The organism is Nocardioides faecalis, from assembly GCF_018388425.1.
Lineage (GTDB): Bacteria > Actinomycetota > Actinomycetes > Propionibacteriales > Nocardioidaceae > Nocardioides > Nocardioides faecalis.
Genome location: NZ_CP074406.1, coordinates 3494411 through 3506953, shown reverse-complemented (window position 1 = coordinate 3506953; position 12543 = coordinate 3494411). Strand labels below are relative to the sequence as shown.

12 protein-coding genes are annotated in these 12543 nt (G+C 73.0%); 5 read left to right on the top strand and 7 right to left on the bottom strand.

Annotation, left to right across the window (positions count from 1 at the left end):
- Nucleotides 1-9 precede the first annotated feature (9 nt).
- A complete protein-coding gene (locus tag KG111_RS16505; protein WP_205289844.1) occupies nt 10-1269 on the bottom strand; it encodes a fatty acid desaturase family protein in 1260 nt (419 codons plus the stop codon).
- Nucleotides 1266-2429 (bottom strand): ferredoxin reductase, encoded by a 1164-nt coding sequence (locus KG111_RS16500; protein WP_249666189.1) that lies wholly within the window; start codon nt 2427-2429, stop codon nt 1266-1268. The genes KG111_RS16505 and KG111_RS16500 overlap by 4 nt, the downstream gene beginning before the upstream one ends.
- A gap of 95 nt (nt 2430-2524) precedes the next feature.
- Between KG111_RS16500 and KG111_RS16495 the strand changes: the two genes are divergently transcribed.
- The 3 genes from KG111_RS16495 to KG111_RS16485 all read left to right on the top strand — a co-directional run bounded on the left by KG111_RS16495 (nt 2525) and on the right by KG111_RS16485 (nt 6059).
- On the top strand, nt 2525-3715 hold the full coding sequence (locus KG111_RS16495; protein ID WP_249666188.1) for a PucR family transcriptional regulator: 1191 nt from the start codon (nt 2525-2527) through the stop codon (nt 3713-3715).
- Nucleotides 3712-4662, top strand: coding sequence for an SGNH/GDSL hydrolase family protein (locus KG111_RS16490; RefSeq protein WP_205289842.1), 951 nt, complete (start codon nt 3712-3714; stop codon nt 4660-4662). The genes KG111_RS16495 and KG111_RS16490 overlap by 4 nt, the downstream gene beginning before the upstream one ends.
- A 104-nt stretch (nt 4663-4766) precedes the next feature.
- On the top strand, nt 4767-6059 hold the full coding sequence (locus tag KG111_RS16485) for a cation:proton antiporter (protein WP_205289841.1): 1293 nt from the start codon (nt 4767-4769) through the stop codon (nt 6057-6059).
- Nucleotides 6060-6094: 35 nt separating this feature from the next.
- Here the strand turns inward: KG111_RS16485 and KG111_RS16480 are convergent, their stop codons facing one another.
- The 5 genes from KG111_RS16480 to KG111_RS16460 all read right to left on the bottom strand — a co-directional run bounded on the left by KG111_RS16480 (nt 6095) and on the right by KG111_RS16460 (nt 10747).
- Nucleotides 6095-6961: an HpcH/HpaI aldolase/citrate lyase family protein gene (locus tag KG111_RS16480; RefSeq protein ID WP_205289840.1), complete on the bottom strand. Its 867-nt coding sequence runs from the start codon at nt 6959-6961 to the stop codon at nt 6095-6097.
- Nucleotides 6962-6964: 3 nt separating this feature from the next.
- On the bottom strand, nt 6965-8053 hold the full coding sequence (locus KG111_RS16475; protein WP_205289839.1) for an HpcH/HpaI aldolase/citrate lyase family protein: 1089 nt from the start codon (nt 8051-8053) through the stop codon (nt 6965-6967).
- Nucleotides 8054-8112: 59 nt separating this feature from the next.
- Nucleotides 8113-8664: a DnaJ family domain-containing protein gene (locus KG111_RS16470; protein WP_205289838.1), complete on the bottom strand. Its 552-nt coding sequence runs from the start codon at nt 8662-8664 to the stop codon at nt 8113-8115.
- A gap of 63 nt (nt 8665-8727) precedes the next feature.
- Complete coding sequence (locus KG111_RS16465; RefSeq protein WP_205289837.1) at nt 8728-10305, bottom strand: potassium/proton antiporter; 1578 nt, start codon at nt 10303-10305, stop codon at nt 8728-8730.
- The gene (locus KG111_RS16460; RefSeq protein ID WP_205289836.1) at nt 10292-10747 is read right to left on the bottom strand and encodes a hypothetical protein; all 456 of its coding nucleotides are present in this window, start codon (nt 10745-10747) and stop codon (nt 10292-10294) included. Before KG111_RS16460 ends, KG111_RS16465 begins: the two co-directional genes overlap by 14 nt.
- Nucleotides 10748-10901: 154 nt before the next feature.
- Here KG111_RS16460 and KG111_RS16455 point away from each other — a divergent pair, with 154 nt between their 5' ends.
- The gene (locus KG111_RS16455; protein WP_249666187.1) at nt 10902-11900 is read left to right on the top strand and encodes a sensor histidine kinase; all 999 of its coding nucleotides are present in this window, start codon (nt 10902-10904) and stop codon (nt 11898-11900) included.
- Nucleotides 11897-12541 (top strand): response regulator, encoded by a 645-nt coding sequence (locus KG111_RS16450; protein WP_249666186.1) that lies wholly within the window; start codon nt 11897-11899, stop codon nt 12539-12541. Before KG111_RS16455 ends, KG111_RS16450 begins: the two co-directional genes overlap by 4 nt.
- Nucleotides 12542-12543 lie beyond the last annotated feature (2 nt).

The window sequence follows — 12543 nt, the reverse complement described above, 5'->3', positions numbered from 1 at the left end:
CAGGCGGCCTCAGGCGGCGGTGACGGTGTTGCCCCGGGTCTGCTCGGCGAGCTTGCTGGCCTCGCGGTCCAGGCGCATCTGGATCACCCGGCGAGTGCGCTTGTCGGCGGTCGCCATGCCGTAGAGCAGCTTGAGCTGGCTGGGCAGGTTCTTGGTGTTGGTGGTGGCCAGCCAGCCGTTGGGGAACGACAGCCGGACGACGCGGTGCCAGGCGCTGCCGACCTGCTTGGGAAGGGACGCCTCGTGGTAGTTGAGGTCGTACTTCTCGAAGATCGCCTTCACCCGCGGAGCGATCTCGGCGTACCGGCTGCTGGGCAGGTCCGGGTAGAGGTGGTGCTCGATCTGGTGGGAGAGGTTGCCGGTCATGAGGTGCATCAGCTTGGAGCCGGAGATGTTGGCCGAGCCGAGCATCTGGCGCAGGTACCACTGGCCCCGCGTCTCCTTCTCCGGGATCGAGTTGAGCTCGAAGGTCTCCACGCCCTCGGGGAAGTGGCCGCACATGATCACCGAGTGCGACCACAGGTTGCGCACCACGTTGGCGGTGAAGTTCGCCGCCAGGGCGGGCAGGAACGAGCCGGTCGGGATGGCCAGCGCCGGGTTGACGACGTAGTCCTTGGTGGCCTGCTTGCGGATCTTCTTCAGCGTGTTGGAGAGGCTGCGCTTGAACTCCTCGCTGCGCTTGTCCTTGGGCTTGCGCAGGTTCTTGCCGAGCTCCAGGTCGTAGGCCGCGATGCCGTACTCGAAGAAGCAGGCGTTGATGAAGTTCCACAGCGGCTGGGCCAGGTACATCGGGTACCAGCGCTGCTCCTCGTCCACGCGCATGATGCCGTAGCCGAGGTCGTTGTCCTTGCCGACGATGTTCGTGTAGGTGTGGTGGATCTCGTTGTGCGAGTGCTTCCAGCCGTCCGAGGTCGAGGCGTTGTCCCACTCCCAGGTGGTGGAGTGGATCTTCGGGTCACGCATCCAGTCCCACTGGCCGTGCATGACGTTGTGCCCGATCTCCATGTTCTCGAGGATCTTGGCGACCGAGAGGCCGACGGTGCCGACCACCCAGGCCGGCGGGAAAGCGCTGGCCAGCAGCACCGCGCGCGAGCCGAGCTCGAGCTTGCGCTGCACGTCGACGACCTTGCGGATGTAGGCCGCGTCCTTCTCGCCGCGCTTGTCGAGGAACTCCTGGCGGATCGCGTCGAGCTCGGCGCCGATCTCCTCGACCTGCTCGGGGGAGAGGTGGGCGATCGGGTTGACGGGCTTGTTCGTGATCGTGGTCATCGGTGAGAACCTCCGAGGTCGATGTGGCAGTCGCCGGCAGCGGCGCTGATGCAGGTCTGGATGGCGACGCCGCCGGGGTTGGTCTCCCCGGGCACGGCGACGGTGAGCTCGCCGTTGCGCAGGTCGCGCACGGCGCCCGACGTCATCGGCAGCACGCAGCCCATGCAGATGCCCATCCGGCAGCCGCTGGGCATCAGGACGCCGGCGGACTCCGCGGCGTCGAGGATCGGCACAGAGCCGTCGGTCTCCACGACCTGCTCGGAGCCGGTGCCGGCGAAGGTGAGGGTGCCGCCCTCGGCGTCGACGTCGACGACCGCGGGACGGAACCGCTCGGTGTGCAGGGTGAGCCGGTGCTCGGCGTAGTACGCCTCGAGCGTGTCGAGGAGCCCGGCGGGGCCGCAGGCGTACGCCGTGCGGTCGGCGAGGTCAGCGACCTCGGCCTCGAGGTCGGCGGTGGTGAGCAGGCCGTCGGTGTCGGTGTGCCGCTCGATCAGCCGCAGCCGACCGGCCGCGGCGTGGGCGCGCAGCTCGGCGCCGAAGATGACCTCGTCGCGCTTCATCGCCGAGTGCACCAGGACGATGTCGTAGGCGGCGATCGCGTCGGCCTCGTTGCGCGAGAACAGGTTGCGCAGCATGCCGATCACCGGCGTGATCCCGGAGCCGGCGGTCACCATGAGCAGCTTGCGCCGCACGCCGGCCTGCGGCGGGTCGAGGACGAAGTCACCCTCGGCCTGGCCCAGGTGCAGCAGCTGTCCGGGCTTGGCGCGGTGCACCAGGTAGCCCGACACGGTGCCGTCGGGGATCGCCTTGACGGTGATCGAGATGTTGCCGTCGCGGCGCGGGCCGTGGGTCAGCGAGTAGGTGCGCCAGGTGCGCACCCCGTCGACGTCGATCCCGATCCGCACGTACTGCCCGGGGATGTGCCCGGCCCAGTCCTTGCCCGGCTTGATCACCAGGGTCGCGGCGTCGGCGGTCTCCGCGACCACCGAGACGATGCGGCCCTGCAGGCCGACGGCGGCGCCGGGGCGCAGCGGGGCGAAGTGGTCCAGCAGGTCGTCCACGGACAGCGGCGTGACCGCGGCGTCGAGGAGGCTGCGCAAGCCTCCACGCAGCCGCCCGGCACGGGCGCTGCTCGCGGATGCTGCGGTAGTCGTGCTCACGGTACCCAGCCTCGCAGTCCGATCCGGTAAACTCCTGATCGTAGGTGGTGAATCGGTCACCATTTTTTGTTCATTGCGAACAAACTGGAGGAATTGTGGCGCGACGTCCCACCCTCCGGCCCGACGAGGTGGCCGACGTGCTGCTGCCGCCCAGCACGGTGCGCGCACTGCGCTCGGTGCTGCCGTCGGTCGCCGACGCCGCCGTCGACCAGATCATCCACGAGGTCCCCGCCTACGAGGACGCCTTCGGCGGGCCCATGGGCGAGACGATCCGCAGCGCCGTGCAGCTCGCCCTCGGCGGCTTCCTGTCTCTGGTCAGCGACCGCCGCGGCCCCGACGCACTCGCCCCGCGCGCCGGCGCGCTCGACGCCGCCTACCAGCTCGGGCGGGGCGAGGTCCGCAGCGGCCGCACCAGCGACGCCCTGCTGTCGGCCTACCGGATCGGCGCCCGGGTGTGCTGGGAGCGGCTGGCGGCGAAAGCGGTCGAGGAGGGCATGGACCCCGCCACCATGGCCTCCTTCGCGGCCCTCGTCTTCGCCTACATCGACGAGCTGTCGGCCGCCAGCGTCGCCGGCCACCGCGACGAGTCCGCCACCGCCGGCCGGATGCAGCAGCGGATGATGGAGCGCCTGGCCCGGCACCTGCTCGGCGGAGCGGCCGAGGCCACGGTGCTCGCCTCCGCCGAACGCGCCGCCTGGGCGCCGCCCACCACGCTCACCGCCGTCATCGCGCCCGAGTCGCGCGCCGGGACGCTGCAGCAGATGCTGCGCAAGGGGACCCTGCTCGTCACCGACCTGCCCGAGCTCGACGGCGTCGCGCTGCTGCTGGTGCCCGACGCGCACGACTCCCGGCGCGCCGCGCTGCTGCGTGTGGTGCGCGACACCGACTGCCTCGTCGGGCCGCCCCGGCCGTGGCTGGAGGCGCGGGCGTCGTACGACCGGGCGCTGCGGGCGCGTGCGCTGGGCCTGAGCGGGGACACCGAGGAGCACCTGCCGCTGCTGGTGCTCACCGCCGACGAGTCCGCCCTGGCCGACCTGCGCCGCCGGGCGCTCGCGCCGCTGGCCGAGCTGCGCCCCTCGAGTGCGGAGAAGCTGCGCGAGACATTGCGCTGCTGGCTGCTGCACCAGGGGCGCCGAGACGACGTCGCCGCCGCGATGTTCGTGCACCCGCAGACGATCCGGTACCGGATGAACCAGCTGCGCGAGCTGTTCGGGGACGCCCTGGACGACCCGGATACCGTGCTGGCACTGACCCTGGCGCTCGGGGCCGGGGAGAGGCAGGCATGAGCCGACTGCGTGGCTGCGTCGCCGCCGGCCTGGTGGCGGTGCTCGCCCTCGCCGGCTGCTCGACCGACGGCGACGACGGGCCCGACGGGCCGGACAGCAAGGCCGGTGCGTCGCCGCGCAGCTCTGAGGCGGCCTCCGAGTCGCCGACCGCGACGCCGCGCCCCGACCTGCGCCCCGACCTGCGCTACGTCGCGCTCGGGGACTCCTTCACCGCTGCGCCCGGCGTCGGCAAGCAGGTCGGCCCGGCGGGCTGCCTGCGCACGGACGCCAACTACCCCCACCTCGTGCAGGAGCGGCTCGGCCTGGAGCTGGTCGACGTGAGCTGCTCGGGCGCCACCAGCGCCGACCTCACCTCCCCGCAGGCGGCCGCCGGTGCCGGCGTGACGGCACAGCTCGACGCCCTCACCCCGCAGACCGACCTGGTCACGCTGAGCATGGGTGGCAACGACGGCGGGCTGTACGCCTCCTTCGTCTCGCTGTGCGCCGACGTCCAGGGCGACGGCGCCCAGGGCCGCGGGCTGTGTCGTGACAACCCCCGCTTCGCCCCCGACGCGCTCGACGAGGAGATGGCCGACCTCCGGCGTCGTACGGCGGCCTCGGTGGCGGCGGTGCAGGAACGCGCGCCGCAGGCCCAGGTGGTCGTGGTCGGCTACCCGCAGGTGGTCCCCGTCGGCGAGTCCTGCCACCAGCTGCCGATGGTCGACGACGACGTCGCGTTCGCCCGGTCGGTCAACCGGCGCCTGGCCGGTGCGCTCAAGGGGGGCGCCAAGGCCGCCGGCGTGTCCTACGTCGACGCGTGGCGGCTGAGCGAGGGCCACGACGCCTGCTCCGAGGATCCCTGGGTCGCCGGGCTGCGGCCCGAGCGACCGGGCTTCCCGGTGCACCCCTACGCCGAGCTGCACGTCGCCATCGCCGACGCCGTGGCCGGCCTCGTCGCCGACGGCTGAGGAGCGGGTCGGCCCGGGTCGGCTGAGGCGGGCCGGTGAGGCGGGTCGGGTGAGGCGAGGGAGAGGGGGTACCGCGCAGGGGTGAAGCGCGAACGCCGGACCGGATGATCGCCGACCTGGTCTACGCGGTGGCGGGAGCCGGCCTGCTGCTGGCGATCGTGCTCCCCGCCCTGCTCGACCGGTGGGCGGTCTCGGTGCCGATGGTGCTGCTGGCCGTGGGCGTCGGCCTCGGCCTCACCCCGCTCACCGACGGCCTGCCGATCGATCCGCTCGACCACCGCGCCATGATCGAGCACGTCACCGAGCTCACCGTCATCGTCGCGCTGATGGGCGTCGGCCTGGCCCTCGACCGGCCGCTGCAGCTGCGGCGCCGCGCCTCGTGGCGGGCCTGGGGATCGACCTGGCGGATGCTCGGCATCGCCATGCCGCTGTGCATCGGCGCCGTCACCCTGCTCGGCGTCGCGGCCGGCGTGGGCCTGGCCACCGCGCTGCTGCTGGGTGCCGCGCTCGCGCCGACCGACCCGGTGCTCGCCTCCGACGTGCAGGTCGCGGGGCCGCGCACCGGGGAGCACGAGGTCGACGAGCCGGACGAGCTGCGCTTCACCCTGACCAGCGAGGCCGGGCTGAACGACGGCCTCGCCTTCCCCTTCGTCTATGCCGCGATCCTGCTCGCCCAGCACTCTCGCGGCGACGTCGACTGGCTGGGCTGGTTCGCCTGGTACGGCGTCGCGAAGGTCGTGCTCGGGGTGGCGGTCGGGATCGCGGTCGGCCGGCTCCTGGCCTACCTCGCGTTCCGCTCGGCCAGCCACTCGCTGCGGGTCGCCGAGCGCGGGGAGTCGCTGACCGCGCTCGCGGCGCTCCTCACGGCGTACGGCCTGGCCGAGATCGCCGGGGGCTACGGCTTCCTCGGGGTCTTCGCCTGCGCGATGACGTTCCGCTCCGCCGAGCGCTCCCACGACTACCACGCCGCGATGCACGAGGTCACCGAGCGGCTGGAGCGGCTGCTGACGCTGTTCCTCCTGCTGGTGCTGGGCATCGCGCTCAGCCGCGGCCTGCTCGCGCACCTCGACTGGCGCGGCGTGCTGATCGGGTTGGGGCTGATCCTGGTGATCCGGCCAGCCTCCGGGGTGACGGCGCTGCTCGGCTCCCGGTCCGGCATGGACCGGCCCCAGCGCGCTGCCGTCGCCTTCTTCGGGGTGCGCGGCATCGGCTCGCTGTACTACCTCGCCTACGCCATGGGCGAGTCCTCCGCGCTCGCCTCACCGTGGCTGTGGTCCACCGTGGGGTTCACGGTGACGGCGTCCGTGGTGATCCACGGTGCCCTGGCGACGCCGGTGATGCGCCGGGTCGCGCCCCAGGAGCTCGACCCGGCAGAAGGCCGGCCGCCCGGCGGCTGAGCGCCGGGCCGGCCGGCCCCCGACGAGCTGCGGGTTCAGCCCTGCAGGGCCTCGATCGCCGCGGCGATCGACAGCGTCCGCTCGGCGGACTCGACGTGCAGGTTCTCCACCATCCGACCGTTGTAGGTCACCACGCCGGAGCCCTTGCCGTCCTCCCAGGCCTGGATCAGCCCGCGCGCCTCCGCCACGGCCTGCTCGCTCGGCGCGAAGGCGGTGTTGGCGCCCTCGACCTGCCCGGGGTGGATCAGCGTCTTGCCGTCGAAGCCCATCTGGCGGCCCTGCTCGCACTCGGCGAGGAAGCCCTCGGTGTCCTTGACGTTGTTGTAGACGCCGTCGATGATCACGATCCCGGCGGCGCGGGCCGCGAGCAGCGCGAGGCCGAGGCCGGTGATCACGGGCTGGCGGCCGGGGACGTGCTCGGCGTACAGCTCCTTGACCAGGTCGTTGGTGCCCATCACGAAGCCGGTCAGCCGCGGCGAGGCGGTGGCGATCGACAGCGCGTTGAGCATCGCGATCGGTGTCTCCACCATCGCCCACAGCGTGGTCTTCTCGGGCGCACCCGCGGCCTCGAGGGCGGCGACCAGCTGGCGCACCTCGTCGGCGGAGTTCACCTTCGGCACCAGCACCACGTCCGGACCGGCCGCCGCGGCGGCGGCGATGTCGGCGTCGTGCCACTCGGTGCCGATGCCGTTGACGCGGATCGCGAGCTGGCGCTCGCCGTACTCGCCGGAGCGGACGGCTGCTGCGGCCGCCTCGCGGGCGGCCGGCTTCGCGTCGGGGGCGACGGCGTCCTCGAGGTCGAAGATGATCGCGTCGGCGGGCAGCGTCTTCGCCTTCTCCAGCGCCCGCTCGTTCGAGCTGGGCATGTACAGGACGGAGCGCAGCGGCTTGAAGTCACTCATGTCTCAGGCCTCCGGGGTCTCGATGGCGTCGTAGGCGGCCTTGAGCTCGGGGTCGATCTCGGCCAGCTGCTCGGCCAGCTCGACGAGCACGAGGCACTGCTTCAGGGAGGCGTCGTCCTCCATCTTGCCGTCGATCATCACCGCGCCGGTGCCGTCGCCCATCGCGGCCACCACCCGGCGGGCGTGGGCGATGTCCTCGACCGACGGCGCGAACACGCGGTTGGCGATCGCGATCTGCTTGGGGTGCAGCGACCAGGTGCCGACGCAGCCGAGCAGGAAGGCGTTGCGGAACTGGTCCTCGCACGCGACGACGTCGGCGATGTCGCCGAACGGGCCGTAGTAGGGGTAGATGCCGTGCGTCGCGCAGGCGTCGACCATCTTCGCGATCGTGTAGTGCCACAGGTCCTGCTGGAAGACGGTGCGCTGCGCGTCGATCTGCGCGGTGCCGTCGTCGCCCTTCGGCGGGTCCTGGCGGACCAGGTAGCCGGGGTGGCCGCCGCCGACGCGGGTGGTCTTCATCTTGCGGTCCGCGGCCAGGTCGGCCGGGCCCAACGAGAGGCCCTGCATGCGCGGGCTGGCGCCGCAGATCTCCTCGACGTTCGCCACGCCGCGGGCGGTCTCCAAGATGGCGTGGATCAGGATCGGCTTGGTCAGGCCGGCCTTCGCCTCGAGCTGGGCGAGGAGGCGGTCGACGTAGTGGATGTCCTCGGCGCCCTGCACCTTCGGCACCATGATCACGTCGAGCTTGTCGCCGATCGCGGGCACCAGCGTGGTCAGGTCGTCGAGCACCCACGGGGAGTCCAGCGAGTTGATCCGCGTCCACAGCTGGGTCGGGCCGAAGTCGGTGGACTGCGCGATCCGCACCAGGCCCTCACGCGCGGCGACCTTGTTGTCGGCCTTGACGGCGTCCTCGAGGTTGCCGAGCAGCACGTCGACCGTGCCGACCATGGCGGGGATCTTGGCCGCCATCTTCTCGTTGCTCGGGTCGAAGAAGTGGATGGCACGGCTCGGCCGGGCGGGGATCTCGCGCGGCGGCGCGGGGGCGCCGACGGCGAGCGGGCGGAAGAAGTCCTTGGCGCTCTTGTGGCTCACGGCGGTCAACTTACCGGCCGGTCACCTGGACCCGGACGGTGTCCGTCGTGACGGGCGTCTCACCGGCGCGGGCGCGGCCACCACCGGCCCCGCCGCGACGGCGACGGGGGAGCGGCGGCCTGTGCCGCGGCCCGGGTACGACGCCGCTGCGCCCGCCGTTCGCGCCAGGCCGCCAGCGTCGCCTCCACGTCGCGCGGCATCGTGACCAGCGGCGGTCCGTCCACCGGGGTGTAGCGCGCCCGGATCACCCGGGCGTTGAAGTCCTCCACGAATGCGCGCGCCTCGCGCTCGCCGGCCAGGGCGTCGATGGCCTCCTCCAGTGCGGCGTCGTCCTTGCGCAGCTGCAGCGCCGGCGGCAGCACGGTGATCTGCTCCCGCTCCACCAGCCGCTTCACCCACCACTGGGGATCGTGGGTCTCGCTCAGGCCCTCGATCGGCTTCCCCGCGCCGGGGAGGTTGTCGAAGTCGCCGCGTTCCATCGCCTGGCGCACCTGCAGGTCCACCCAGGTGCCCTGCTGCTCGATCCGGGCGCGGGCCGCCTTCCGCTCCGCCGCACGCGCATCGATGGCGTCCTGCTGCGGGGAACGCTCGGGCTCCGGTGTCTCGGGCATCTCGCTCACCCCCAGGGATCGACGATAGCCCCGGCGCCGCGACCCCCGGCGGGTGTGACGAGGTCAGGAGGCGAGGTCGCCGCGGTCGGGCCCGCGACCGGCGTGGCGGAGCGAGCCGTGCGCCAGCCTGCGGGTGGGCTCCTTCGGGCCGGTCGGCAGGTCCGCGTACCAGCCCGCCAGCCGGCCGTTCCGGCTGACGGCGTCGAGCCGGTCCTCGATGGCGTTGCGCTGCTCCCGCGGCGCCGCGATGAGCACGTGGTCGCCGCAGCGCAGCACGGTGCTGGGGGAGGGCGCGAAGATCTCGTCGTCGCGCAGCAGCAGCGACACCGCGGAGCCGTGCGGCAGCCGCAGCTCGGCGACCTCGACGCCGGCGATCTTCGAGCCCGCGGGCACCGAGAACTGCAGCAGCGTGGCGCCGAGGCCTTCCAACGGCGCGGACTCCACCGCGAGCTCGCGCGGCGACTCCTCGTGCGCGGCACCGGTGGCCCGTGCCAGGAACGGCAGGGTCGGCCCCTGGATCAGGGTGAACAGCACCACCAGCAGGAACACCACGTCGAAGATCCGCTCCGCGCCGGGCAGCCCGACCGAGAGCGGGATGGTGGCCAGCACGATCGGCACGGCCCCCCGCAGCCCCGCCCAGCTGATGAAGACCTGCTCGCGCAGCGGCACCCGGAACGGCAGCGAGCACAGCGCCACCGACAGGGGCCGGGCGATGAGGGTGAGCGCGCCGCCGACGACGATCGCCCACGGCAGCGCGTCCAGCAGCCGGGCCGGGCTGGCCAGCATGCCGAGCATCACGAACAGGCCGATCTGCGCGAGCCAGGCCAGGCCCTCGGCGAAGCTCTGCGTGGTCTGGCGGTGCGGCAGCGCCGCGTTCCCCAGGGTCAGGCCGGCGACGTAGATCGACATGATCGCGCTGGCGCCGAGCACGCCGCCGATCGCGAAGGCCAGGAACGCGATCGCCAGCGTGGCGATCGGGTAGAGGCCGGAGGCCGGCAACGCGCTGCGGGCCAGCAGCCACACGCCCGCGCGGGCCACCAGGTAGCCGACCAGCACGCCGGCGACCAGCTGGTAGGCGACCTGGCCGAGGATGCCGGCCGCCCCGGCGTCGTACCAGGCCGCGGAGGTGACGACGGTGACCAGGATGATCACGGGCGGGTCGTTGAAGCCGGACTCCGCCTCGACCGTGGCCCGCAACCGGCCGCGGATCGGCATCCGGCGCAGCACCGCGAAGACGGCGGCGGCGTCGGTGGAGGAGGCGACGGCGCCGAGCACGATCGCGGTGCGCAGGTCGACGTCGAGCACCAGGTAGACCAGCCCGGAGGTGACCACGACGGAGATCGCCACCCCGACGGTGGCCAGCACCCCGGCCAGCGTCGCCACCGGACGGATCACCTTCCAGTCGGTGGTGAACCCGCCCTCGGCGAGGATCATCGCCAGGGCGACGGTGCCGAGGAGCTGCGCCATCTCGGCGTCCTCGAAGTCCAGGCCGATGCCCGACTCGCCGATGACCAGGCCCAGGCCGAGATAGATCAGCAGTGTCGGCAGACCCGCGCGCGTGGACAGCCGCACGGCGGCGACGGCGGCGATGAGCACCGCGGTGACACCCAACAGCACCAGGTTGAGGTCACCGGGCTCCATCGATCACCTCCGCCGAGGGCGAGAGCAGCAGGTGCTCGCCGGCGACCAGGGTGAGGGCGACCAGGTCGCCGCCGAGCGCGGCGACCTGGTCCCGGGCGGTCTCCTCGACCGCGGGCAGCGTGGGGTTCGCGTCGATCGCGGTCTGCAGCTCCGACAGCGGGTGGCGCCGGACCCAGGCCGCCGCGGCCGGTACGACGACGCCGAGGGCGATCCGCTCCAGCTCGGCGCGGTCGATCCGGCCGCCGTGCGCATGGCTCACGGTGGCCTCGATCAGCAGTCGGATCTCGGCGTCGTCGGCGGTGTGGCTGCGCACCGTCAGCGGGACGACCAGGACCTCCCGCAGCTGGCCGGCCTCACCGGGCACGGCCGCGGTGGCCAGGGAGCCGTCGCCGGCGAGGAGGCGGCCGAGGTCTCGGCGGATCCGGGCGAAGGTCGGCGGCATGCTTCCAGCCAAGCCGAAGCGTGCTGGCGGCGGTATGGGTGCTGCCCCCCATCTTCTGCTCCGGCCACCCTCCGGCCACCCCCGGTCCGGTCCGGTCCGGCCGGTCCGGCCGGACTGGTTGGTCCTCGGGGCCGTGGTGGGCGAAGGTGGGCTCGTGCGCCTGACGAACTCCTCGCTGTACTGGAAGGTGTGCCTGACCAACGGCGTCGTGCTGTGCGCCGCGGTCGCGGTGCTCCTGCTCTCCCCGGCCCGGGTCTCCGAGCGGGTCGTGGTCTCCGAGGCCCTGGTGCTCGTCGTCGGGCTCGCCCTGGTGCTGGTGATCACCGCGGTGCTGCTGCGCTCGGCGCTCGGCCCCGTCGACCAGGTCATCCGCGAGATGGCCACCGTGCACCTCGGCGGCACCGGGCAGCGCATCGGCGCCGAGCCTGCCGGGGAGAGCCCCGGCGCTCGGCTGGTGCGCAGCTACCACGCGATGCTGGACCGGCTCGAGGCGCAGCGGCGCACCAGCAACGCGCACGCGCTCGCCGCACAGGAGGCGGAGCGGCAGCGGATCGCCCGTGAGCTACACGACCAGGTCGGGCAGAGCCTGACCGTGGTGCTGCTCGCGCTGAAGCGGCTCGAGGACGCCGCGCCCGCGGACCTGCGTGAGGAGCTGCGCCAGGTGCGCGAGAGCGCCCGCACCGGCCTGGACGACGTACGACGGGTGGCCCGTGAGCTGCGGCCCGGCGTGCTGGAGGACCTGGGACTCTCGGCGGCGCTGTCCGCACTGGCCTCCGAGGTCTCCGCGCACGGCGGTCCGGCGGTGCGTCGTACCTTCCCGCCAGGGCTGCCGGACCTGGGCGCGGAGGCCGAGATCGTGGTCTACCGGGTGGCGCAGGAGGCGCTGACCAACGTCGTGCGGCACTCCGGTGCCCGCACCGTCGAGCTGTCGCTGGCCAAGCTGGGCGACGAGGTGGTGCTGGAGGTCGGCGACGACGGGTGCGGGTTCGACCCCGCCGGCCCGGCCGGCGGCGGCACCGGGCTGCTCGGGATGCGCGACCGGGCCGCGCTGGTGGGCGGCGAGGTGCAGGTGAGCTCGACCGATCGCGGCACGACCGTGCGGCTGCGGGTGCCGCCGGCGGAGGCGGCGCGCTCGGTGCAGGGGGCGTCGTGATCCGGATCCTGCTGGCCGACGACCACGCGCTGGTGCGCAACGGGGTGCGGCTGATCCTGGAGCAGCAGCCCGACATGCAGGTCGTCGCGGAGGCCGCCGACGGCGCCGAGGTGCTGGCGCTGCTGCGCGACGTCGAGGTCGACCTGGTGGTGCTGGACATCGCGATGCCGACCATGACCGGGTTGCAGGCGGCACGCGAGATCACCCGGCGCCGCAACCCGCCGAAGATCCTGATGCTCTCGATGCACGACAACGAGCAGTACTTCTTCTCCGCGCTCCGCCTCGGCGCCAGCGGCTACGTGCTGAAGTCGGTCGTCGACGAGGACCTGGTCGGAGCGGTGCGGGCAGCGGTGCGTGGCGAGGCCTTCGTCTACCCGGGCGCCATGGGGTCCCTGGTGCGCGACTACCTGGACCGGGTCGCGCGCGGCGAGCGGGTGCCGGAGACGGTGCTGACCCCGCGCGAGGACGAGGTCCTCAAGCTGGTCGCGGAGGGCAGGTCCACCCGGGAGATCGCCGACCTGCTCTCGATCAGCGTCAAGACGGTGGAGAAGCACCGCTCGAGCATCCTGGCGCGGCTCGGGATGAACGACCGCACCCAGCTGACCCGGTACGCGATCCGGGCGGGGCTCATCGAGCCCTGAGC

Coding starts and splice junctions, on each gene's coding strand:
- KG111_RS16480 (WP_205289840.1), bottom strand. CDS start 6,961: ATGAGTGACTTCAAGCCGCTGCGCTCCGTCCTGTACATGCCCAGCTCG.
- KG111_RS16465 (WP_205289837.1), bottom strand. CDS start 10,305: ATGGAGCCCGGTGACCTCAACCTGGTGCTGTTGGGTGTCACCGCGGTG.
- KG111_RS16485 (WP_205289841.1), top strand. CDS start 4,767: ATGATCGCCGACCTGGTCTACGCGGTGGCGGGAGCCGGCCTGCTGCTG.
- KG111_RS16470 (WP_205289838.1), bottom strand. CDS start 8,664: ATGCCCGAGACACCGGAGCCCGAGCGTTCCCCGCAGCAGGACGCCATC.
- KG111_RS16460 (WP_205289836.1), bottom strand. CDS start 10,747: ATGCCGCCGACCTTCGCCCGGATCCGCCGAGACCTCGGCCGCCTCCTC.
- KG111_RS16505 (WP_205289844.1), bottom strand. CDS start 1,269: ATGACCACGATCACGAACAAGCCCGTCAACCCGATCGCCCACCTCTCC.
- KG111_RS16490 (WP_205289842.1), top strand. CDS start 3,712: ATGAGCCGACTGCGTGGCTGCGTCGCCGCCGGCCTGGTGGCGGTGCTC.